At 48.2% G+C, this 23,907-nt stretch carries 23 protein-coding genes; 8 read left to right on the top strand and 15 right to left on the bottom strand.

Annotated elements, in window-relative coordinates; genetic code table 11:
• Positions 1-219: 219 nt before the first annotated feature.
• Complete coding sequence (locus G5S52_RS17480) at positions 220-1,596, top strand: hemolysin family protein (RefSeq protein ID WP_165016767.1); 1,377 nt, start codon at positions 220-222, stop codon at positions 1,594-1,596.
• Positions 1,596-2,612, top strand: a complete 1,017-nt coding sequence (locus tag G5S52_RS17475; protein ID WP_165016918.1) for a CNNM domain-containing protein — start codon at positions 1,596-1,598, stop codon at positions 2,610-2,612. Before G5S52_RS17480 ends, G5S52_RS17475 begins: the two co-directional genes overlap by 1 nt.
• Positions 2,613-2,697: 85 nt before the next feature.
• On the opposite strand, the gene G5S52_RS17470 is transcribed toward G5S52_RS17475, so the two are convergent.
• From G5S52_RS17470 to G5S52_RS17425, 8 genes are all read right to left on the bottom strand, one after another.
• Positions 2,698-4,302 (bottom strand): ABC-F family ATPase, encoded by a 1,605-nt coding sequence (locus tag G5S52_RS17470; RefSeq protein WP_165016762.1) that lies wholly within the window; start codon positions 4,300-4,302, stop codon positions 2,698-2,700.
• Positions 4,303-4,775: 473 nt separating this feature from the next.
• Positions 4,776-5,414, bottom strand: coding sequence for an HNH endonuclease (locus G5S52_RS17465; RefSeq protein ID WP_165016759.1), 639 nt, complete (start codon positions 5,412-5,414; stop codon positions 4,776-4,778).
• 303 nt (positions 5,415-5,717) lie between these two features.
• On the bottom strand, positions 5,718-6,530 hold the full coding sequence (locus G5S52_RS17455; RefSeq protein WP_165016756.1) for a DUF2971 domain-containing protein: 813 nt from the start codon (positions 6,528-6,530) through the stop codon (positions 5,718-5,720).
• 146 nt (positions 6,531-6,676) lie between these two features.
• Entirely contained in the window at positions 6,677-7,081 is a 405-nt protein-coding gene (locus G5S52_RS17445) for a hypothetical protein (RefSeq protein WP_165016406.1), read from the bottom strand.
• 135 nt (positions 7,082-7,216) lie between these two features.
• Positions 7,217-7,576 (bottom strand): hypothetical protein, encoded by a 360-nt coding sequence (locus tag G5S52_RS17440; protein ID WP_165016753.1) that lies wholly within the window; start codon positions 7,574-7,576, stop codon positions 7,217-7,219.
• A 437-nt stretch (positions 7,577-8,013) separates the two neighbouring features.
• The gene (locus G5S52_RS17435) at positions 8,014-8,379 is read right to left on the bottom strand and encodes a hypothetical protein (RefSeq protein WP_165016750.1); all 366 of its coding nucleotides are present in this window, start codon (positions 8,377-8,379) and stop codon (positions 8,014-8,016) included.
• Between the two features lie 189 nt (positions 8,380-8,568).
• Positions 8,569-8,739, bottom strand: coding sequence for a hypothetical protein (locus G5S52_RS17430; RefSeq protein WP_165016747.1), 171 nt, complete (start codon positions 8,737-8,739; stop codon positions 8,569-8,571).
• 394 nt (positions 8,740-9,133) lie between these two features.
• Positions 9,134-10,258 carry a M14 family metallopeptidase gene (locus G5S52_RS17425; protein WP_165016745.1) on the bottom strand — a complete coding sequence of 375 codons (1,125 nt, stop codon included), beginning with the start codon at positions 10,256-10,258 and terminating at the stop codon, positions 9,134-9,136.
• Between the two features lie 264 nt (positions 10,259-10,522).
• On the opposite strand from G5S52_RS17425, the gene G5S52_RS17420 reads away from it, so the two are divergent.
• Both G5S52_RS17420 and speG read left to right on the top strand, forming a co-directional pair.
• The gene (locus G5S52_RS17420; protein ID WP_165016742.1) at positions 10,523-11,725 is read left to right on the top strand and encodes a sugar transporter; all 1,203 of its coding nucleotides are present in this window, start codon (positions 10,523-10,525) and stop codon (positions 11,723-11,725) included.
• A gap of 159 nt (positions 11,726-11,884) precedes the next feature.
• Positions 11,885-12,409 carry a spermidine N1-acetyltransferase gene (gene speG / locus G5S52_RS17415; RefSeq protein ID WP_165016739.1) on the top strand — a complete coding sequence of 175 codons (525 nt, stop codon included), beginning with the start codon at positions 11,885-11,887 and terminating at the stop codon, positions 12,407-12,409.
• A 68-nt stretch (positions 12,410-12,477) separates the two neighbouring features.
• Here the strand turns inward: speG and G5S52_RS17410 are convergent, their stop codons facing one another.
• The 6 genes from G5S52_RS17410 to G5S52_RS17385 all read right to left on the bottom strand — a co-directional run bounded on the left by G5S52_RS17410 (position 12,478) and on the right by G5S52_RS17385 (position 19,126).
• A complete protein-coding gene (locus G5S52_RS17410; RefSeq protein WP_165016736.1) occupies positions 12,478-13,452 on the bottom strand; it encodes an ABC transporter permease in 975 nt (324 codons plus the stop codon).
• A gap of 1 nt (position 13,453) precedes the next feature.
• A complete protein-coding gene (locus G5S52_RS17405) occupies positions 13,454-14,572 on the bottom strand; it encodes an ABC transporter permease (RefSeq protein ID WP_002539070.1) in 1,119 nt (372 codons plus the stop codon).
• On the bottom strand, positions 14,569-16,113 hold the full coding sequence (locus G5S52_RS17400; protein WP_165016733.1) for an ABC transporter ATP-binding protein: 1,545 nt from the start codon (positions 16,111-16,113) through the stop codon (positions 14,569-14,571). Before G5S52_RS17400 ends, G5S52_RS17405 begins: the two co-directional genes overlap by 4 nt.
• A 143-nt stretch (positions 16,114-16,256) precedes the next feature.
• Positions 16,257-17,255, bottom strand: coding sequence for a BMP family lipoprotein (locus G5S52_RS17395; RefSeq protein ID WP_002539073.1), 999 nt, complete (start codon positions 17,253-17,255; stop codon positions 16,257-16,259).
• A 190-nt stretch (positions 17,256-17,445) separates the two neighbouring features.
• Positions 17,446-18,576 (bottom strand): endonuclease/exonuclease/phosphatase family protein, encoded by a 1,131-nt coding sequence (locus G5S52_RS17390; protein ID WP_165016730.1) that lies wholly within the window; start codon positions 18,574-18,576, stop codon positions 17,446-17,448.
• Between the two features lie 46 nt (positions 18,577-18,622).
• Complete coding sequence (locus tag G5S52_RS17385) at positions 18,623-19,126, bottom strand: hypothetical protein (protein WP_002539075.1); 504 nt, start codon at positions 19,124-19,126, stop codon at positions 18,623-18,625.
• A 377-nt stretch (positions 19,127-19,503) separates the two neighbouring features.
• Between G5S52_RS17385 and mobB the strand changes: the two genes are divergently transcribed.
• From mobB to fabV, 3 genes are all read left to right on the top strand, one after another.
• The gene (gene mobB, locus G5S52_RS17380; protein ID WP_165016727.1) at positions 19,504-20,085 is read left to right on the top strand and encodes a molybdopterin-guanine dinucleotide biosynthesis protein B; all 582 of its coding nucleotides are present in this window, start codon (positions 19,504-19,506) and stop codon (positions 20,083-20,085) included.
• Between the two features lie 222 nt (positions 20,086-20,307).
• On the top strand, positions 20,308-20,763 hold the full coding sequence (locus G5S52_RS17375) for a methylglyoxal synthase (protein WP_165016724.1): 456 nt from the start codon (positions 20,308-20,310) through the stop codon (positions 20,761-20,763).
• Positions 20,764-20,773: 10 nt separating this feature from the next.
• Positions 20,774-21,970, top strand: coding sequence for an enoyl-ACP reductase FabV (gene fabV, locus G5S52_RS17370; protein ID WP_165016721.1), 1,197 nt, complete (start codon positions 20,774-20,776; stop codon positions 21,968-21,970).
• A 63-nt stretch (positions 21,971-22,033) separates the two neighbouring features.
• On the opposite strand, the gene G5S52_RS17365 is transcribed toward fabV, so the two are convergent.
• Positions 22,034-22,327: a winged helix-turn-helix domain-containing protein gene (locus G5S52_RS17365; RefSeq protein ID WP_165016718.1), complete on the bottom strand. Its 294-nt coding sequence runs from the start codon at positions 22,325-22,327 to the stop codon at positions 22,034-22,036.
• A 208-nt stretch (positions 22,328-22,535) separates the two neighbouring features.
• On the opposite strand from G5S52_RS17365, the gene G5S52_RS17360 reads away from it, so the two are divergent.
• Positions 22,536-23,906, top strand: a complete 1,371-nt coding sequence (locus G5S52_RS17360; protein ID WP_165016715.1) for a permease — start codon at positions 22,536-22,538, stop codon at positions 23,904-23,906.
• Position 23,907: the final 1 nt, after the last annotated feature.

Genomic DNA, 23,907 nt, shown 5'->3' with positions numbered 1-23,907 from the left:
TTCGGCCATTGCGGCCGACTTTCCGAGAGCATGGAAACCCCTCTGGCCGTGTGTCTCAGTAAGTTTGCAGGGGATAATCAAACTATTCACTAGACTATTTCCACATCGCGGAAATATACTGCGCTTCCTGTTATTACTGTAGGAATACTTTGTGGACCCCAACTCTAGTCGATTGTGTCAAACCTTACTGGCTTCTTGTCATCAAGGGAGGACACAGCAATGATTGAGACCCTCCTTACCCTTCTGTTCGGCATTCTATTTATCTTGGCTATTATCGCAGCAAATGGCTACTTCGTTGCCCAAGAGTTCGCGTACATGGCTGTGGACAGAGCAAAACTCGCAACCCTTGCTGCGACTGGTGATGCCGCCGCAAAACGCGCGCTCAAAGTCACCAAACGTACCAGCTTTATGCTGTCCGGTGCCCAACTTGGTATTACGGTAACCGGTCTGGTTCTGGGCTTTGTCGCGGAACCTCTGGTCGGCCAGTGTCTGGGTGTATTACTGCAAGGCTTTGGGTTATCGCTAGAAGCGGGTATCGCGCTCGGTACCGTCATCACCCTAGGTGTCGCTATGGTCGTTCAAATGATCATGGGCGAGCTGTACCCGAAAAACCTCGCGATCGCGAACGCAGAGCCAATGGCTCGCATGATGTCCCGCTCAACACTGATTTACATGTCTGTGTTTGGCTTTTTCATCAGCTTCTTCGACAAATCAGCAAACCTGCTGCTTCGCGCAGTTCGCATTGAGCCAGTGCACGATCTTGACGTGAGCGCGTCAGAAGAAGACTTGCACCATATCATCGCTAACTCGCGTGAAACGGGTGACATCCCCGTCGAACTATCACTGATGATGGACCGTATTCTGGACTTCCCAGAGCGCGACGTTGAGCACGCCATGGTGCCACGTTCACAGGTGGATTGGGTTGAGCCGGAAACGACATTGACTGAGCTGGTGTCTCTCATGGCACAAGCACATACCCGTTACCCTGTGGTGAACGATGACGATGCGCCTGTGGGTGTAGTTCATCTTCCTGATGTGTTGGCACGTATTGATGCTGGCCATGCTGACGACACCGTAGAATCGGTGATGCGTCCAGCTACTGTTCTGCCAACGCTCATGAGTCTGCCAGACGCACTGGATCAGTTGGAGAAATCTACCAACCATCTGGCTTGTGTCATTGACGAATATGGCGGCTTTGCCGGCGTATTGACGATTGAAGATTTGGCGATGGAAATCGTAGGTGAAATCACCGACGAACACGACGCCGACGGGGCTGATGCCGTTGTTCCGCAAAGCGACAACGTATGGCTGATGGAAGGTGACGTCCATATCGACGAAGTTGAGCGTGCGATTGGCTACGACCTGCCGAAAGACGATGTAGAAACCATCGCAGGTATGTTGATTGCTGAGCGTGGTGCTCTGCCAGCTGAAGGTGAGACCGTTATTATCGAATTGCCTGTCGACCCATCCGAATTTGCTTCCGGCGAGCTGTTCAAACGCCACCTTGAAGTTGAAGTGTTGCGTATTGAGCGACACGTTCCAACAGAGGTGCGCGTCAAGCTTGTAGAGAATCCTATTGAGGAGGGTGAAGAATGATGACTGATCCGTTGATTGTCACTCTGGTGACCACTGCCCTCATCGTATTGAGTGGCTTCTTCGTTATCATCGAATTTGCGTTGATGGGTGCACGCCGCCACCGCCTGGAAGAAATGGCAGTGGAAAGTGCATCTGCACGTGCTGCACTGCGCGGCATGAATGACCTGACGTTGATGTTAGCCGGTGCCCAGCTGGGCATTACCTTCTGTACCTTTGCGTTGGGTGCAGTTACCAAGCCCGCGGTAGACCATTGGATTGGACCCGTGTTTGCCTCGATGGGCATGCCGGAATGGGCGGTAGATGGAGCGTCGTTCGGTTTTGCGCTGTTTGTGGTGACTTTCCTTCACCTTGTTGTCGGTGAAATGGCACCGAAATCCTGGTCGATTGCGCATCCAGAAAAATCAGCACTGGCGATTGGCCTTGTGGCACGCGCTTATGTGTGGCCACTGCGTCCGTTGCTGAACTGGATTAACAGCATTGCAAACCGACTGGTAAAAGCGTCAGGTGTAGAGCCTGTAGAAAGTGCTGCTGTCGGTGGACAAGACATTGATACCATCCGTCAACTCGTCGAACACTCGGGTAAAGTGGGTACACTGCAGCCGAGTATTCAGAAGCAGCTTTCTGGCCTGATTGACCTGAGCTCAATTCCGGTTGAAACGCTGGTCACAGAAGGTCAGGTGATGGCCCATGTCGACAAACGCGCAACCGTAGCAGAAGTGCGCAAGGTATCGATGGAAACAGGACACATGCGTATTCTAGTGTTCGGAAACCGTGGCCTGAAACCGCTAGTGGTTCACGTGCGCGATACCCTGCTGGAACCCACTGACCGCCCTGCACGTGAAATCGCACGTAAGGCGCATGTACTTGATGCCAATACGCCTGTATACGAAGCGCTGGCGCGTATGCGCGAAGCAAGTGTACAGCTTGCTGTGGTGAGCAAAGGCGACAAGATGATTGGTGTAGTGACGCTAGCAGATATCCTGAAGCGTGTATTACCAACATCATCACCGGCCTGATGGTCTCTTTTTAAGCGGAAGCACCAAAAAAACACGCCACCCTTCGGGGTGGCGCTTTTGTATCTGAATAGATATGGCTGCTGCTTTAGGCCGCGCTCAACACCTTCTGTTGGTGGGCAAGGTACTCTTCGTACGTACCTTGGAAGTAATCCAGCTTCTTGTCTTTGATTTCGATAACCGCCGTCGCCAGAGATGATACAAACTCGCGGTCGTGACTCACGAAAATCAAAGTACCCGGATACACTTTCAGCGCGCTGTTCAGCGCTTCAATGGCTTCCATATCCATGTGGTTGGTTGGCTCATCCATCACCAGCACGTTAATGTCTTGCATCATCAGCTTGCCGAATATCAGACGGTTTTTCTCACCACCCGAGCAGTTTCTGGCTTTCTTGTTCACGTCATCTTCGGTAAACAGCAGACGCCCCAGAATTGCACGCACAATCAGGTCGTTGTGCTTCGCGGTGCGCCACTGAGAAATCCACTCAAAGATGGTCATGTCGTTGTCGAAGTCAGCAGTACAATCCTGCGGGCAGTAACCGACAGAGGCATTCTCCGCCCACTTCACCACACCTTGGGTTTGCTCAAGCTCGTTCACCAAGCAGCGCAGCAACGTGGTTTTACCCACACCGTTCTCACCGATAACCGCAAGGCGCGAGCCTGCTTCCAGCAGCAGATTACCGTTTTCAAACAACATCTCGCCGTTATAGCCATGACCCACTTGTTGCAGCTCAAGCGCCTGACGGTGCAGTTTCTTGCCTTCACCAAAATCAATCGACGGACTGATACGGCTAGAGGTTTTCACTTCATCCAGTTTGATTTTGTCCATGCGTTTCGCGCGCGAACTTGCCAGCTTCGCTTTAGAAGCGTTGGCACCAAAACGGTTCACGAACTCTTGCAGCTCGCTAATCTCGGCCGCTTTCTTAGCGTTACTCGCCAGTAATTGCTCGCGTTGCAAACCAGACGCTTCCAAGAAGTAATCATAGTTACCCGGATAGATGCGCAGCTCACCGTAATCAATATCTGCCATATGGGTACAGACGGTGTTCAGGAAGTGACGGTCGTGCGAGATGATAATCATGGTGCACTTACGCTGGCTCAACTCTTCCGCCAACCAACCGATGGTGTGAATGTCCAGGTTGTTCGTCGGTTCGTCCAGCAACAGAATATCAGGGTTCGCAAACAGCGCCTGAGCCAGCAGCACACGCAGCTTCCAGCCCGGCGCTACTTGCTGCATCAGGCCAAAGTGCAGATGTTCTTCGATACCTGCTTTAATCAGGATATCGCCCGCGCGGCTTTCTGCTGTGTAGCCGTCCATTTCCGCGAACTCGACTTCAAGCTCTGCGACTTTCATGCCGTCTTCTTCGCTCATTTCAGGCAAAGAGTAAATACGGTCACGCTCTTGCTTCACTTCCCACAGTTTCTTGTCACCCATGATGACCACATCAATCACGTTGAAGTTTTCAAACGCAAACTGATCCTGACTCAACACACCCAACTTCAACCCCGGTGCGATCGACACGTTACCCGAGCTTGGTGCCAGTGCGCCGCTCAAGATCTTCATAAAGGTCGATTTTCCACAGCCATTCGCGCCAATCAGGCCATAACGGTTACCGTTACCGAACTTTGCTGAGATGTTTTCAAACAACGGCTCCGCGCCAAATTGCATGGTGATGTTAGCGGTTGAAATCAATGAAGTATTCCTAGGTGAATGATGTGAAGTGTTCTGAGCGCCGCTTTATGTGGCACGAACAAACAGGCGGCGAATTATACAGACTAAAATGGGATTGAACAGATGGGAGCAGGCTAGCGCTGAAAATGCATTGATTTAAACGCTAGCTAAAAAAGGGGCCAGAACAGATCGGCCTAACACGATTATGGACAGAATCGCGTTAGAGTCGATGCTTTAAGATGCATGTTTCGCATTAGCTGAGATTAGGCAAAGAATTGATTGTCAGTGAAAGGCCGAATGTAGAGCGGCAGTCCAAAACCCATCGTCATAAGTCTAGCGGATGTTTGACAACCGGGGGAATCCATGTATCCGCATTAAGGTATGAGCAACGCTACCACGAAACTTAACCATACCACCGTAAACACAAAACCCAACGATGGAATGAAGAATGCCAAGCGTTGGGAATCACTCTTAAATGCTTATTTGTTAAATTTCTACCAAAACGTAGGGTGAAGGTTAGTCGTAACTATTTCATCGCCCAATTTGCTCAGGTTACATGGTTCACATAGCAACTGTAAATTTGTTGCATCATTAACACCACCTAAGTTTAGTGGAACCATATGATCAATGGCGGTTTTTCCAGTGGTATGATGAAGAGAGCTAAGGTCAGTTTTACAAATAGCGCATAGCCCTTTTTCTCTACAAAATAACGCTCTCTTTAGCCAAGCTGGCCAATATGTAGCCCTGTTTACCACACCGTCTCTTTTTAACAAGAAAGGATAGTCTTCTTTCATCATATCTTTGATGTCATTTGCTATGAGTTTATTAAACTCAATTAAAAAACAACGATCTGCGTAAAGAAGATTGAAGACTTCAATTTGAATTTGAGGCGCAAGCTCCTGTATCGCAACTTCACGTAGGTACGTAAAGTTATACTCGAACATATCTGGCCCATCTTCAGCATCATCTGCTATACCCGCACTTTCGTTGTATTGCTCTACAGTCATTAGTTCAATGCTATATTCTTGGCACCATTCAATAATTTCTCGACCGCAATCATCATTACCGACCGCATCATTAAGCTCAAATTCGATATACCCAACAATGTAGTCGAGTATAAAGTCATGTAACAAAGTATGCTTAACTGGTCGTGTTACTTGATTTTCAAAGTCACTTGCTAACTCCAGAGGATTCTCGCAAATTTTTCAAAAATAGAGCTTCGGATGCCATCTGACATCTTATAACTAGCACAAAACTTAAAATCATGATGTTTATCCATACTGTACCTCTGTTGCATGCGAGAAACTTAGCCCAATTAAGGTGTGAGGCACGCAATATCTAAGCCTCCGCATAACACCTTAAACACTAAAACCGACGCATAGTAAAAATGCCACGCGTGCCGAATCACTCTTAAATTGCTTGTTAGCCTTTCGCTATCACCATGACGTAACACGATTTAAATTGAACATATTATGATACTTACTCTGATTTGATTCATTGTAATCCACTATATCCAATTTAAATTGATGAGAGTGCACAAACGCCTCACGAACTTTAATACCAAACTTTGCACATTGTTCTACGACTTCTTTTTTCTTACTTACTGGCATTTGGCAACCAAGAATAATTGACTTAATCATTGTTGGATCTACTGAGAAAAATGGGAAATCAACATTAGGTATATATTCGGCAAGATCAAGTGGTAGCAAGAGTCTTTGCTCTTGCTCATACTCCCATTCAGGAGACTTCACAAACCAAGACTCTGTATCACGCTCTAATTCGCTTGGTTCAATATAGGTTGGGCGTTCAATCGTATAGTTCACTTCGCGTAATTCACCAATATTTTGGTAGTGATCATCTATACGCTCACCAAGGAAAGTCGTAGCGTTTTTATACTTACCATTGAAGAAATCAGTGGCTTTATCGAACTCAATGCAAATGCCCGCATGATTGTTAGCATAATGAGCCCACATCAAAAGGTTGTCTTCAACAGATGCAAAGCACAACACACCGACAGTAGCCCTAACACCACACTGAGCATCCCATGCATAGTCATAGTATGAGGCTGGGTCTGATAGAGAGCTAGAGAAGGACATCATATGATCATGTTCATCTTTATCAAGGGAGCTCAAATAATTGCCCATAACCATTTCAAATGGGTCATTGAACTCGCCAAAGCGAGATACTTTTAAGAAGAAGTTATCAAAAAACTCCGGTCTATAGTCGGTATATTTAAAAACTGAATTCACTATTTTTCCCCTTAATTTACTGAGAATGGCTAACGCCTTGTTAAGGTGTGAGGCACGCAATACCGATGCTTCCGCATACCACCTTAACCACTAAACCAACGCATAGTAAAAATGCCACGCGTGCCGAATCACTCTTGAACAATTTGTTATATGCCATTTTGCATTACGTGTGTCGCTACTATGCCGAGAATAAAGAAAAAGGTGCTTTGAATGAAATTTAACCACGCTGCCTTTTTGTTACCCTTGGTTGTACTCTTTTCTAGGGCTTGGGAGACTGCCTGCACTTGCTTTATATCAAGAGAGGCTAAATGCTTGTATTGTTCAGCACTTTCTTTTAACTCCTCAACGACTTTTTTACGCTGTGAAACTTCAACCTCGATATCAGAGATGAGTTGACTAGAATGTCTCAGTTCTTTAGTCAGAGCATCAATTCTATCTTCTAATGTTACTTCGTCAGTAAAAAATCTTTTTAAAACATATTCGTTAATCTTTGAAACGAGCAGTGCAGCTACGCCGCCAAATGTAACGAGTAAGATTATTTCTGTAGGCATTCAACTAAACTCCAAACAATGGCATATAACGCTGTGATAACGGGCACTTGCCCGCACTTAACCTGACCAAACCTATGTATTCACGCTACTTTCTTAGCGCTTCGAGATTGGCAAGGTGTCCCGTTGATGACCTTGTTATGGCTTGAGGTCATTAATGTAAGCTCTTCTCATTTGTCGGCCATAGCCAGCATCATTACTAAACAAGTTTTCTTTGTAACGACTTTGAACATAGTTTTTATCTATATCATCAAAAGAGATGGATGTTTTACCATTTTCAAAAGCCACCCTAGCGAGTTTGTGATAACCGCAAAACACACACCAAACCATTAACTGATGCCATTCGCTCCAGTTTTGCGTTTGTTCTTCTGCTTCGTTCCACGCAGAGCTCAACGAAGGAAACATTCCACTATCATCTTCGAAAAGCTCCCCATCTGAAATATCAATACTTCTCTTCCAGATAAGTCTTGTTTCTTTATAAATCCGACTGAACTTCATATTTTAACTGGAGCCATAACAGCTTATTAGCGGGCAACTTGCCGGTTTAGTACAAATCCGGGGCGCCCGATTAGTCCGTTTATACTTGTGCCAGCTTACCATATAAATTATTAAAATCAGTTATTTAAGCCCAATGATTGCAACTTGAATGGGATAAAACGGGCGTCCCGTACTAAAAACAAGCTCATTTTTGCTATATACATTGCATTGTGTATTTATACAGATGAAATGCATGAGAAAAATTTAGACTTTGTGGGATGATTCGAGCACTCGGATGGTCGGAACGCTGACTCACTTTGGGGCATAGGCGCGCCAGAACAGTTCGGCATGAGTCGATCATGTGCGATTTCGAGTTATGCTAGATAAACTGGCGCTGATTTAAACAGAGTCTGGCATACAACAATCTGTCATATCGCTGGCTACTCGGCTTTTGGTAGTTAGATTGCTGATTGCTTGACCGTGCAACTCCCTGAAATTTCATTACCAAAAGGAAGGGAAATAGCGTACTCAAGTGTGTGTCGATTGATTGAAATCATCGGTTTTTTCCCTTGTTCAGTCTGATACTGAGTCGGACTTTCAAAGTAGGGTGTCTTATACCCAGGGGTTTCTTCTATTGGTATACCTGTTATCACGAGTGAAATCGTTTTGTCGCTTTTATCCAGTAAAAGTTGATTTTTGACCATGCCAAAAGAGTGTTGAAGTTCTCTATCATAACGTTCTCCCTCACAGTCGAGGTAAATTTGATTCGATGAAGCACTTACTCCAAAAGAAAGAACTATTAATGGGAAAAAAAGTAATCTCATGGGTCTAATCAATCCTGTCCAAGATGCTGGCAGAAACACCAGCTCTGATGTGTGCCTCGCAAGCAAAACGAAACTGTGTGACATAACTTTCGCCGGAAAATAATTGATAGTTGGAAATGGTGTTACAGTTTTCGGATGGGTACATCACTGTTAGGTTGTCAGCTTGGTTACAATAGATAACTTCGCCTTTTAATTCATTTTTCCTTGGTAGACAGTGCAGGATTTGTAATCAATCTTCAATCCTGAAACATTGCCTTTATCCAAACCTTCTTTATTCAGTTCAACGCCGTCATAGGCAAGTGTCGAAAATGAAAGGATAGTAGTAAGAAAAATAGCCTTTTTCACTTTTAGTTGCCTCATGGGTATTCTTTCCGAAGCTTATTTGGGGTAACAAGCATTTGATGAAAGCGATACTAGATAAAATCTGTGTAGGCCACCGCCCTTCGCTTCGCAACATGCCATCGTTGTCTAAATTCTTTGGCGGGATTGTACCATCAAGAGCATAAAGCAATGCTTGATTTCGATCGTATGGAAAACTGATTGGTTATTGAGTGTTCGGCCAGCAATTACGAATATTCGCCGTGTAAATTCGCTATGGAAAAAGATTAGTTTAAATAATGAAAAGTTCGTGTTCTACGATATAAATGAAGAACATTCGTAAATGGAAATGGGGCAAAATCACGCTAGACAGCCGCTTTTCCCCTCAACCAAAAACACCACCTCTCGGTGGCGTTTCACTTCTTCAATCAACCCATCAAAGCTTCGGCAATGTTGCGCAAATAGCGGCCAGCATATCGCTGCCGAAGGCGGCGCTGCGATCTGGTGACCAGCCGTAAATTTCGTCTGGCTGATCGTTGTGGTCTTTAAATGGCATTTCAACGGTGTAAGACAGACACTTGAACTGCTCTGCCACCCAGTTAGAACCCACAGTCAGGTTAGCCGTGCCTGGCGCACTTTTCGGGTAACCATGCTCGTCCTGAAACTCTGGCGTGATGGTCAGTAGCGCTTGCTTGAAGTGGGCTTCTAAAGCGGCGAAGTCTGCATCGTAGGAAGGAATGCCCTCACTGCCTGCCACAAAGTTGTAGGGAATGGCTTCGTCGCCGTGGATATCGAGGAACATATCTACGCCTGTTTCCAACATGCGCTGGCGCACGTAGAAAACCTCTGGGCTGCGCTCTACCGTCGGCGTTTGCCATTCGCGGTTAAGGTTTGCGCCGACCGCATTGTGACGAAGATGACCACGAATGCTGCCGTCCGGGTTCATGTTTGGTACGACACGGATAACCGCATTATCAATCAGCGCTTTGCCGACGGTATCGGTTTCATCCAGCAGCCGCATCAGTAAGCCTTCGATAAACCACTCGGCCATGGTTTCGCCCGGGTGTTGGCGGCCAATGACCCAAATGTTCTTTTTACCTTCAGCGGGTTCGCCAATGGTCAGCAGGCTGATGTCATTACCATCAATGGTTGCACCCAGCGTTTCCAGTTTGCAGGCATAGTGGGTTTGCGCTTCGTGCAGCAAATCCTGATGACGCTCGTAAGAGTAAGGTGCGAAATAGGCAAAATACATGGAGCTTGCTTCAGGTATCACCGAGAAACGCAGGTTATCGCCATCAAACTCTGAAGGAATGCGGAACCACTCGTTACGGTCGTAAGACGCGACCACATCGTAATCCTGCCAACCTTCTGGGTAAGCGGATTTAGCAAGGTTCAGCAGCGTGAACTGGTGCAGTTCCTGTGAATCACTTTCCAAACGGAAGTGGAACCATTGCGCGGTTTCTGTGTTGTTGTCGGCTGGGATTGAAAGCTGAATATTAGCTGGTGAGTCAGCGGAAACCACCTGAATGTTGCCACTGTCAAAGTTGCTGAAGATTTTCATTGTCGATCGTCTTTCTTATCGGAAATTGGGAATCACATTAGCATAGTTCGCGATTACCGAAAGCGAGCAAAACTGTATGAAATGATGAATAGCTCGGTGGGTTGGCTCAGTTGCCTAAAAGTCGTTCACGCTTGTCTTTCTCTGTTAAACGAAGCTTAGGTTTGATTGCAACTTTTTTGACCATTGCCTCTTCTTTGAACCTGCATTACACTCGCGTTCCTTTTTCGTTTGTTGTTTATTTTTTGCCTGTCGCTTCTCATCACCATGCACACCAAAAACCAAAACCTGCTGCCTTGGCTCAGAGTGTTTCTGATCGCCCTGAGCGCTTTTATTTTTAATACTACCGAGTTTGTCCCTGTCGGCATGTTAGCCAACCTTGGCGAAAGCTTCGGTATGCGCCCTGCAGAAGTTGGCCCAATGCTGACGATTTACGCCTGGATTGTGGCGCTGGCTTCTTTGCCAGTAATGTTACTGCTTGCCAATTTTGAGCGTCGTCGCCTTATGCTGGGCGTATTCGCGTTGTTTGTTGCCAGCCATGTCATTTCTGCCATGGCTACCAGTTACAACATGCTGCTGGTTTCCCGTGTTGGTATCGCGTTTGCGCACTCGGTGTTCTGGTCTATCAGCGTCGCGATGGCGGTAAGAATGGCCCCGAAAGGCAAAGGTGCGGTGGCAATCAGTCTACTTGGAACGGGTACGGTGCTCGCCATGGTGATGGGCGTGCCATTGGGCCGCGTTGTTGGCGAATGGTTCGGCTGGCGCACGACTTTCGGTGGCATTGGCGTGATTTCTGGCGTACTGATGTTGGCACTTTGGCGCTGGCTGCCGACGCTGCCGGTTTCCAACTCCGGTAACTTATCAAGCCTGCCCGAGATTGCACGTAATAAGCCGCTGCTGAGTCTGTATCTATTGACGGCGATTATCGTCACTGCTCATTTTACGGCTTATACCTATCTTGAACCGCTGATTCAGCGGGTTTGGAATCTGAGTGCGGATGTCACCACCTGGGCGCTGATGACTTACGGCGCAGCGGGTATTGTTGGCAGCTTGTTGTTCAGTCGCCTTCAACCTCGTCATCCAAACACCCTCCTGATTCTGGGCTTTGGTTTGCTGGCGCTCTGCCTTTCTATGCTCTCGAGATCCGGCGTTGGCATATTCCAGCTTTTCCCGGGTGTGGCACTTTGGGGCGCGGTGATGATGACAGTCGCCCTCGCCTTGCAAACACGCGCGCTTGAATACGGCTCGAAAGCGACCGATATCACCATGGCTATCTACTCCGGCATTTTCAATGTGGGGATTGGCGGCGGCGCACTGCTGGGTAGTCAGGTTGTGCTTCACTATGGCGCGGCGAAAAACGGCCTTGTTGCCCTTGCCGTGATCAGCTTTGGCCTGCTGCCACTTTGGTATCTGGTTCGGAAGAAAAGAACAGACGATACGGAGCCGGAGTTGGTTCAAGTTCCATCTTAATAGCCAGAAGGAAAAGCCGCTGACCGACATCAGCGGCTTTTATCTAAGGGCAATCAAAACACCAAAACATTTCATTTCCCTACTTCGAAATCCGGTGATATCTTCCGTCGCCGACAAAAATTCAGTCGCGCTAACAGACACTTTAGAACGAGAAATAGTATGCAAAACGCTATTCGATTGCGCGCCCTTGAGCAAACCGATCTTCGCTTTATCCACCAGCTAAACAACAACCGCTCTATCATGTCGTACTGGTTCGAAGAGCCTTATGAATCTTACTATGAGCTGGAAGATCTGTTCAGAAAGCACATTCATGACAGCACCGAACGTCGTTTTATCGCAGAAAACGAGCAGAAGCAGGCAGTTGGCCTTGTGGAACTGGTGGAAATCAACTCAATTCACCGAAATGCTGAGTTCCAGATTATTATCGCGCCAGATTTCCAAGGTTGCGGCTACGCGAAGACACTTATCAGCAAAGCGCTGAACTACGCCTTTACGATTCTGAACCTGCACAAGGTTTACCTGAATGTGGCAGTGAACAACGAAAAGGCGATTCATTTGTACAATAAGTGTGGCTTCGTTGAGGAAGGCCATCTCGTGAAGGAAATCTTCGTGAACGGTGAGTACTGCGACATTAAGCGCATGTACATTCTTCAGGATGACTACTTGGCAAAGCGAAACGCTTAACCGCAGATTGCTAGAGAACAAAAAACGAGGGCATTTGCCCTCGTTTTGTTTTGTGCTGATTTAAGCCATTAACGTTCTTTTTCGTAAGGTCGCCCAATTGCTTTCGGCGCCACAGCTTTGCCGATAAAGCCCGCCAGCAGTACCACGGTCAACACGTAAGGCAATGCGGAGAACAGCTGGGTTGGCAACACGCCAATCAGCGGTATCGACACGCCCTGCATACGCGTTTCCAGCGCCGACAGGAAGCCGAACAGCAAACAGGCCAGCAGCGCATTGCGAGGCTGCCATTTACCGAAGATAACTGCTGCCAGCGCAATATAGCCCTGACCTGCTGTCATCTCTTTACCAAACGCCGCATTCTGCGCAGTGGAAAGGTACGCACCCGCCAAGCCACACAATAAACCGGCAATCAACACAGCACGATAACGTAACCAAACGACAGAGATACCTGCCGTATCAATCGCATTTGGCTCTTCACCTACTGCACGCAGACGCAAACCAAAGCGCGTTCTGAACAACACCCACCAAGTGATGATCACCGCGATAAACGCCAGATAGACAAGAATGTTATGGCCTGAAATCACTTCTTTATACAGGGGACCTAAAACGGGAATGGTATCGCCCAACCATTCAGCGCCCGAGAACTCACCGGGAAGAAAACGCTGATCATTGTGCAGCGTTGGCGTTTGACCACCACGCTGAAACCAAGCATGGCCGAGGGTAATCGTCATCCCCGAGGCAAAGAAGTTCACCGCAAGACCAGAGATAATCTGATCGCCTTTTTGCGTGATAGAGGCATAGCCATGAACCAGTGCCAACATCATTGAACCTGCAATCGCAGCCAGAAGCCCCAGCCAAGGGTTACCCGTCACGTAGGAAACCGCAGCCGCAGCAAACGCGGCGAAGAGCATTTTACCCTCAAGACCGATATCGACCACGCCAGCACGTTCAGAGAAAATCCCTGCCATGGCAGCGAAAATTAACGGTATTGCGAGACGTATGGTGGAATCAGCCGATGAGAGGATCCAGTTAAACCATTCCATGTTATGCCCCCTCTGCTTGCGTGTTACGGCGCATAAAGAAGCCTTCTACCGGCTTGCGGATTAATCTGTCGAGCGCTCCCGTAAAGAAGATCACCAGACCTTGAATCACCATAATCAGCTCTGGGTTGAGGCTCGGCATTTCAAACTGCAGCTCTGTACCACCTTGATAAAGCGCACCGAACAGCAATGCAGCAACCACAATCCCAAATGGGTGGTTACGCCCCATCAGTGCCACGGCGATACCGATGAAACCAAAGCCACCCGTGAAGTTCAGAATCAGGCGGTTTTGCGCACCATAAACTTCATTCACCGCCATCAAACCTGCCAGTGCGCCAGAAATGGTCATTGCGATAATGATAATTTTCTTCGCGTCGATACCTGCATACTCAGCCGCTGTCGCGTTCTGCCCTACAACGCGAATCGCGTAGCCAAGGCGGGTTCTGAACATCAGTACCCACACCAGATATGCCACCAGAAGTGCAATCAGAATAGATGGGTTAAGCAGAGAGAATGGCAGTTCGAGACCATAGCTTGCACCGAGTTCATAAAGTTTCGGGAACACGGCTTCAGGGTTGAAATAGCGCGAATCGGTAGAGTTACCACCGTATTTGGCGATGTGCTCAACCAACGCGTATCCCATCACGGAAAACGCAATAAAGTTGAACATGATGGTGGTAACCACAATGTGCGAACCACGTTTTGCCTGCAAGTAACCCGGCACTGCGCCCCAAAGCGCACCGAAAGCCGCCGCGACCAAAATAGCCAACGGCGCCATTAGCCACATGTTGAGCACACCATCAAGCAGCAGCATCAAAATGCCGATGCCTAAACCCGCGATGTAGGCCTGCCCTTCACCGCCGATATTGAACAAACCCGCGTGGAAAGCGACAGCAACCGCCAGCCCAGTGAAGACGAAGTTTGTCGCGTAATACAGGGTGTTATTCAGACCACCAAATTCCAGATTGGTCGCCCCCTGAATCATCACGCTGAATGCTGCGGTTGGGCTTTCCCCCACCAGCAATACCACCAAGCTGGAAATCACCAGTGCGACAGAAAGCTGAATAAAAGGAACCAGAAAGGTTTTCACCCACATTGGGGCGCTTTGTTGAGGTACATTCATGCTGCGCCCTCCTCCTCTGCGGCGTTCGCCATCAAGATACCGAGTTGACGCTCGTCCATGTCTTTGGCAATCACATCACCGGTGATTTCGCCATCCACCAATACGATGATACGGTCGGACAGCGACATGATTTCTTCAAGCTCTGTCGAGACCAGTAGAATCGCGGCACCAGCATCTCGGGCGGCAATCAGATTACGGTGAATAAATTCAATGGCACCGATATCCACACCACGGGTAGGCTGGCCAACCAGAAGCACTTCTGGCTCACGCAGCATTTCACGGGCAATGATCAGTTTCTGTTGGTTACCACCGGAGAAGTTAGCGGATTTCAGTTGTGGATCAGCAGGACGCACATCGTACTGCTCCATCATGTCTTTAGTCGCTTTTTCAATCGCTACCGGATCGAGCAAGCCTTTACCGTAAGCAATGTCATGCTGGAAGCCTAGAATGGCGCTTTCCGAGGCTGGCATCGCTTTTACCAAGCCTTGCTTGATACGGTCTTCGGGAATATGGCCGACACTCAAACGTCGCATTAAGCCGGCATCACGACTGTCTTTACTCCCGAACTTCTGGCTGCCTTTAGAAGTAGCTAAGGTAAAGTCCCCTTCCTGCGGAACCGTGACACCTGAAAGCACAGAAAGCAGTTCGGACTGACCATTGCCTGAAACGCCTGCAACACCCAGAATTTCACCCGCTTTAAGGCTGAAATTCAGATTCTTTAAGCGCTTAACACCACGGCTGTCGAACCAGGAAACGTTATTCACGCTAAGGCGCTCTTCGCCCGGCGTTGCTTCGGTTTTGTCGACGCGCAGTAGAACCTTGCGCCCCACCATCAATTCCGCCAGCTCATCTACATTGGTATCAGCAGTTTGACGATGTGCGACCATGGCCCCCTGGCGCATGACAGACACAGAATCGGTGATCGCCATGATCTCTTTAAGTTTGTGAGTGATCAGAATGATGGTGACACCCTGTGATTTCAGGGTGTTGAGGATCTCGAAGAACTGTTCGATTTCCTGCGGCGTCAAAACGCCTGTTGGTTCATCCAGAATCAGAATACGTGCGCCACGATACAAGGCTTTTAGGATTTCCACGCGCTGCTGAATACCAACAGCAAGCTCACCGACAATCGCATTGGAATCAACGGTTAATCCGTATTCTTCTTCAATTTTTTCCAATGCGCCGCCAACGTTTTTCGAGGCCACATCCAACAGGCTGTGTCCTTCTGCGCCGAGCATGATGTTTTCGAGAACAGAGAAGGTTTCCACCAACATGAAGTGCTGGTGAACCATGCCGATGCCATTGGAAATGGCATCCTGAGAATCTTTGATATTTACGGTTTGCCCATCGACTTCGATGGTGCCGGAATCAGCTTGGTAGAAACCGTAGAGAATCGACATCAGCGTCGATTTACCTGCACCGTTTTCCCCGACAATACCGTGGATGGTTCCCGGCATCACCGTCAGGTCGATGTCTTTATTTGCATGAACTGCGCCGAATCGCTTGTTGATTCCTCGCAGTTGAATGGCGGGTTGTGTCATGCCTGCTCCTTGGCATCAATTTAAGAACGACGTAAGCGATTATTCTTGTGAGAGCAATACGTTAAGTAACAAGGCAAATCGCTATCTTTTGATGCAATTCGCCCCCAGTGGCGCAAACCAGACTGGGGGCGAGACAAACGAAATTAGTATTCGCAAGAATCGGTGCTGAAGTAATCGTGAACCACGATCTTACCTGCGATGATGTCATCACGGATTTGCTTCACACGCGCTTCCATTTCTGGGGTCACGAGGTCACGGTTGTACTCGTCCAGTGCCCAGTCAACGCCGCCTTCTTTCAGACCCAAGGCTTGCAGACCTGGAGTGAATTCGCCGTTTTTCGCATCATTGAATGCGTCTTGTACCGCAACGTCTACACGCTTAACCATAGAAGTCAGCATCACGCCTGGGTGCAGGTAGTTTTGGTTTGAATCCACACCAATTGCGTATTTTTGGCCGTCAACGGCAGCCTGGTAAACACCTACACCGGTACCACCCGCTGCTGCGTAAACTACGTCTACGCCTTTATCGAACTGCGATTTTGCAAGCTCGGCACCTTTGGTTGGGTTGTTCCATGCTGCAGGGGTTGAGCCTGTCATGTTTTGGATAACATCCGCGCCTTCTGCTTCAAACTTTGCGCCTTGCTCATAGCCACACGCAAACTTACGGATCAGAGGAATGTCCATACCGCCGACGAAACCGACTTTGTCGCTTTCACTCTTCATAACTGCCAGTGCACCTACCAGGAACGAACCTTCGTGCTCTTTAAACACTACAGAGCGTACGTTTGGCAGATCGACGACTGCATCGATGATAACGAATTCCGTTTTAGGGAATTGCTTCGCCACTTTCTCTACGATAGGTGCTTGTTGGAAACCTACTGCAACGATTGGGCTGAAACCACGCTGAGCCATACGCAGCATTGCTTGCTCACGTTGTGCTTCATTGGTGATTTCAAACTCACCGTAGCTGATGCCTGTTTCTGTCTTAAACGCTTCTGCGCCAGTGTAAGCCGCCTGGTTGAATGATTTGTCGAACTTACCACCCATATCGAAAATGACAGAAGGCTTGAACTGAGCTGCTGAAGCCGATGCAGACATAAGGCCCAGGGTAACTGCTGCAGCCAGTGAGGTGATCGTTTTCATCCTTGATACTCCATCTATTGAGGAAATCCGTTATTTGAGAAATTTATACGCTAGCCATATGAAGACTCAGAGCTTCATATGATTCGGATATATGTATTCATAGGACAAATTAACATTTCATCCACAAAGCACGGACAAATATCGTTCTGCTTGCGGTGAAATCTTGAACACTTTCACACACCGCACGGTTTTACGTGCGCTGACTCTCGTTTTCACAGGCCGGCTTCTGTGATGGCCCCTGCGGTATCACATCCACATAAACGAGGCGATGATCGGAAGAACACCCTGATACCGCTTTTCCTTTCTCGTTATAGATGAATGAAGCGAATGAATCGTCCACTTTCGGCCAGAAAACACCAGAAGCAATGGGTTTGAGATGGTGGGATGGCAACACATAGTCGAGCCTCAATCCGCGATCGTGGGTTGCACGGCTTTTACCTCTGGAGCGTGAGTTGGAAAGCGCCTTGGCTGCACCTTCGCTTTGGGGTTGAACATCTTGAAGAATAGGATCAGACAGCAATCCCCGAATCTGGGCTTTGTCGCCATCACCATTCACCGGATCAGCATTGAGATCGCCCATGATGACAAATGGCTCACTCTCATCAATGCCACCCTTAACGCCGTTATCGTCGATCAGAAAGGAAGCGTTGTTGACAATGTCATGCAGCAGTTGAAGCTCATCCGCGTTTCGCCTGAGATTACGCCTTTCCGGCCCATCAAAAACTGGCGGAGTCGGGTGGCACGCCACCAAATGAATGCTCTGGTTATTCACTATCACGGGCAATGCAATGTGATTTTTCGAGGAAAGGCGAATAGATGCTAACCCCTTCTGTTCGAAATAGGACAAAGGCATTCGGCTGCCTGGGTAGTTTTGCCAAGGTAATGTCTGCCAACTGCGGCTGTTTTCGGTATCAAGCGGATATTTGCTCAGTACAACAAACCCATACTGGCCGTGATGTCTGCCAAATCCGTGCGCCCTTTCTGGCGACGCTGAGACATCCTCTCTTTCCACCACAGGTAAACCGGTATTAGTGGAAGGTAGATAGCTATAGGGGAAGTGAATGGCAGCCTGCCCATATTGCGGCTTTTCTAGATATTCCTTTTGGAAGAACGCCAGCATGCCATCATCACCGCCATGTCCGACGTGGTCGAATTCGCAGAGCAACAATACATCTGGCTGGAGGTGTTGGATAATGGCAGCAATATGGCTATAGCGGCGATGTCTCGCGAGTTTTAACTCAGCGAAGATCTCCCCCGGGTTATCGGCGGACATCGCCACATTGAAGGTGGCAAACCTTAATGATTTTCTATCAGGCACCATGATGGCTACTCAGTCGTTTCGAACTGGGCATGGTAACCTTTTGAATCTACTGCGAACAACGTTCTTGGCTAAGAATCATCGACAAGGCAGTACGAATGTATTTGGCATCAGCTTCCGCACGGTGAGGCGCTGGCCCCAAGGATTCAAGCGCGGCGAGAAAATCATCGCGGTTGATGCTCTCATGGTTTAGCAACCAATGACCCACTTCCGTTAATGTGAAAGTCGGGCGCATGTGTGCGGCTTTATAAAGTCGGCCAAGCCAGAACAAATCCCACTGGCTATCGCAAAGCACATCATCGTAATAACAAAGCGTGCTGTTGAGGTGCGAGCAAACATCGACGACTGACATGCCATCTTTTTTCAATGCAAAGCGGCTCAAACCATGGATCTCTGTTTCCGCGAACTCGTCCCAGTGTTGCCAGTTTTCAGGGGAGGTATCGGGGTTGATAAGCAGGCTGACACTGGTGCCATCGGGCAAGCTGTAACCAACTTCTATCGGATATGAAGCTTCTGTTAGGCCAGAGGCTTCAAAATCGAGGGTAACCCACATATTATCGCTCCATGATAATGTTGTGTTCGTGAAGGTCGTCAGAGCACAAGTCACACGCGGGTCTTTGCTAAAGGCACATCCATTTTGCCTAACAATTTCGCCCTTTAAGGCGCCTGCTGTGTTCTGAATTGATTGTATACCCTAGGCCGGAACCCTGCGGAAGTTGTGACCAAAGTAGAGAGGTTTATCCCATCCCTTTGTCATCAAACCGGTTTCGACTGGGAATTATTAGCGGCTGTGCTACCACGAATATGCAACAGCCACATACGCAACTAAATGTAGTGCGTTTCATTTTTTCTGCACAAAAAAACTTTAACCGTATGGCATATTCATTGCCGTTTTATCACTTTTTAGAAAATTAGCCTTTGGCGATATAAATGACATTCCAATCAAACACGCTGACACCCGTACTCGGTTTTGCTGGCTTCAGTGGCTCGGGAAAAACCACCCTGCTTGAATCTGTTATTCCCCATTTGAAGGCAGCAGGGCTGCGGGTAGGTTTGTTAAAGCACAGCCACCACGACATCGAACCTGATAAGCCAACCAAAGACAGTTATCGTCTGCGTTATGCAGGTAGCGACCAACTTTTACTGGCCACCTCTAAACGCCACATGTTGTTTTTCGAATACCACGATAGCGAGGACAGAGAGCCAGGTCTAAGAGAGTGTTTGGCGCAACTCGACCATTCCCGTCTGGACATTGTTTTAGTGGAAGGCTTTCGTGATGAAATCTTGACCAAAATAGAAGTGCACAGACCGAGTTATGGCAAGCCCGCACTATATCTTCATGATCAGAATATTATCGCCGTTGCGTGTGATGTGATACCGGAGGGTTTTGGAGCTTCGCCCCATCCTCGCCTTGATATCAATGCTCCTAAAGACGTGGCTGATTTCATTAAACATTGGCTGAAAACGGCGTCCGATAATGAGAAATATCTCGCCTATGAGCCGGAACTGTAAAAACACCCTGTTCAATAAGCTTATTGACGTGAATAACCTCAGCTTGACTGCCACAATCATTTTGTAGGTGCTCTTGGCGCTTGCTGTATATTTTTACAGCAGCCCACGAGACGCATAGTGGGCGAATAGACGATCTATGTCCGGCTTTTCCCATTCTTGTGTCGCCCGTTTCGATTAAAAACATCAAAATGAGTCTTTCCTATAATGCATAAGAAGTTAGATATGAACTCAACGACCCGCACTGTCACTCCATGCAAACAAGTGGCTTTGGTTGCTCACGACCACCGCAAATCCGAACTGTTACGCTGGGTGAAGGAAAATAAAGACGCATTGTCACATCATACCCTTTACGCAACAGGGACAACGGGCAACATTCTTAGCCGCGAAACGGGCTTATCCATCACCGCTTTGATGAGTGGTCCGATGGGCGGTGACCAACAGCTTGGCGCAATGATCTGTGAGAAGAAAATCGATGTGCTGGTCTTCTTCTGGGATCCACTCAGTGCCGTGCCTCATGACCCGGATGTCAAAGCCCTGCTGCGTATTGCGGCGGTTTGGAACATTCCGGTCGCGATTAACCGTGCTTCTGCAAATTACCTCATCACGTCCCCGATGATGACGCACGAAATTGATATCGAAGTTCCTGACTACGACAAATATCTTTCTGAAAGGCTATAAACCTGACCTCATGATTATCCAGCCCCAAATTCAAGGTGTGGTAGCGCGTAGCTGCCACCCTTTCGGTTGCCAGGCCGCCGTCTCTGAGCAAATCGCAAAATCACGTACCCAACAATCATCGTCCGACGCCTTACCTAAACGGGTATTGATCCTCGGTGCATCGTCCGGTTTCGGATTGGCGTCCCGCATTGCACTGGCATTTGGCCCTGCAAAGGCGGACACCATTGGCGTGTCTTTCGAACGTGGTGTTTCAGACAAAGGCATTGGCAGCGCTGGCTGGTACAACAATATCTTCTTCCATCAGGCTGCAGAGCAGGAAGGGTTGGTCTCCACTAACATCGTCGGTGATGCCTTTTCTTCTGAAACACGTGAGCAAGTGGCCAAAGCCATTGAACAGGATTTGGGTGGTCAGGTTGATTTGGTCGTCTATTCACTGGCAACAGGCATACGCCCGAACCCTGAAACGGGCGAGTTCTGGCGCTCTGCAATTCGTCCAGTGGGTGAAACCGTTGAAGGCTACTCCGTTAACTTCGAGAAAAACAGCCTGGATAAGATTTCACTGCCACCTGCCACCGAGCAGGAAATCGATGAAACCATCAAAGTGATGGGCGGAGAAGACTGGCTAAGCTGGATGCAATTCCTCAACGAGAGAAACCTGCTGGCAAGAGGTTGTGAAACCGTGGCCTATTCATACATTGGCCCCGAGCACACCCACGCTATTTACCACAAAGGTACATTGGGGTTGGCGAAAACCCACCTTCACCACACCCGCAATGGCATCAATACGCTGCTTGAAAGCATCGAAGGTCGCGCCAATATAGCGGTATGTAAGGCGCTGGTCACCAAAGCCAGCGTATTTATTCCCGGCCTGACGCCTTACCTCCTGGCCCTGTATCGCGTTATGAAGGACAAAGGTCTGCATGAAGGCTGTATCGAACAGATGAACCGCTTGTTCTACGGTAAATGGCATGATGCAGCCGACAGAGATACAGAAGGTCTTATCCGTATTGATGATTGGGAATTACGCGATGATATTCAGCTTGAAGTGAACGCACTACTCGCTGAAATGACCCCAGAAAACTTCGAGAACATCGGAGACTATCAAGGCGTGCTGGGTGAATTCCTTCAACTCAACGGCTTTGCATTCCCTTCTGTCGACTACAACCAAGATGTCGACATTGATGCCTTAAAGGCACTTCACCCCTAGATGGAACGCACTCAGAATCTACTAAACTGAAAATGGCAGGATCAACCTGCCATTTTTTATCGCTTAGCCAGACGTCGGATATTCCAGAAGAGCTTTGATCTCATCAAGATGCTTTTTCACCCAGGTGCGGTTTATCGCGCCCCAGTCTTTAATCTCATACCCACCGTTTTTATTAGCACCGACAAATTCGGTTTCAATGTCCAACTCGCCAAGCGCTTCAATCGTGTCCTGAGCCGTGCGTCTCGGCATGCCAGTTTCGCTCATAATGGCAGGGACGGTATTCACGCCGTTGTCGATAAGATGCGCTACCAACAAGCGACGATAGAAACTGGTTTTGGTTTTGCTCGGTTTACTCAAATGCTTTCCCTTTCAGATTATTAGCCTGATTTAGACTGACTTTGAGTGTAACGCCAAAGCATGGCAGAAAAATGTTATCCGCCCTTTTTAGTGCAGCAACTCACGTCTTCTCTGTGAATTGCACTTTACCCAGATTCGATACACTGCCACGGCGTTGACGAATCTAGGCTTTATTCCCAAAGATGCTCAATGTCAGGGTAATGCGGGTATGGACATCATCCTTCATCTGTTCGATGTGTTTTTTAATATGGTATGGCAGATTTACTGGCCTCTCGCTTTTGGCTTAATGCTGTCTTCCTTTATCCGCCACTTATTACCCATGGAGACTGTGGTTAAACACCTTGGGCAAACCAATGTGAAAAGCCTGACGTTCACTACCTTGTTGGGCGTAATGTCTTCATCTTGTTCTTACGCTGCGGCTTCTCTTTCCCACACGCTGCTAACCAAGAAAGCGACGCTTGCCAATGCCATGGCCTTTCTGGTTTCGAGTACCAACCTGATTGTGGAAATGTTTATCGTGTTGGTCGCACTACTTGGTTGGACCTTCTTCTGGGGAGAGATTATCGGTGGGCTTATTCTGATCATGGCGGTGGCTTTCCTGTTTGAACGTTTCTATCCAAAAGAAGTGGAAGCTCAGCTTCACGCCAGACTTGATGCGGAATCAAAGCCAGAAGCATCTGGGATGAGTGACTGTGGTATGGATATGTCAGCGATGCAAAAAGGCGATGATGATTGCGGTATGGACATGTCGACCATGAACCACAGCGAACATGAACACCATCATATGGAGATAGCAAAAGACAAAGACGATGACTGTGGCATGGACATGTCAGCCATGAACCACAGCGAGCACGCTCACCATCATATGGAAATGGAAAAAGACAAAGACGATGACTGCGGCATGGATATGTCTGCCATGAATCATGGTGGTAGTCACGACCATATGCAGATGGACATGACGCCGAAAGATGATAGTTCCTCCATGGTAAAAATCCGAAAAGCAGCTGGTTTCTTCCACATGGATCTCGCCATGATTGGCAAAGAAATCTTAATTGGGGTGGTCGTTTCTTCCCTGCTGATTGCAGTGGTACCGATTGACGGCTGGCGCACCCTGTTTATTAGCAATGACGCCAATATTCCTGCGTTTCTGCATTCTCTTATCGACGTGGTGATCGGCGTGTTCGTGGCCATGATTGCCTATGTGTGCTCGGTGGGTAACCTGTTGCTGGCCGCAGCACTATGGCATGGCGGCATTTCCTTTGGTGGCGTCATTGGCTTTATTCTGGCGGATGTGCTGACCATTCCCATGATGCGGGTATACCAAAAATATTACGCCACTGAACCAACCAAATGGATTGTCGGCTTGCTCTTTGTGGGAATCGTCTTTACAGGACTGAGTATCGATGCCCTGTTTACCTTGTTTGGTGTTTCTGTTTCCAGCGAAACGCTGCGACCTTTGATTCAAGATGGCTTCGGTATGAACTTCACCACTGTGATGAACCTGATCTTTATTCCGCTATCTATCTGGTTCTATCAGGTTGGGAAGAAAGCCAATGCGGGCATGGGAATGAGCATGTAGG

It is taken from the genome of Grimontia sedimenti (genome assembly GCF_011045095.1).
Taxonomy (GTDB): Bacteria; Pseudomonadota; Gammaproteobacteria; order Enterobacterales; family Vibrionaceae; genus Enterovibrio; species Enterovibrio sedimenti.
Note: the sequence above shows the minus strand (reverse complement) of the source record. Positions and strands in the feature narration are given on the sequence as shown.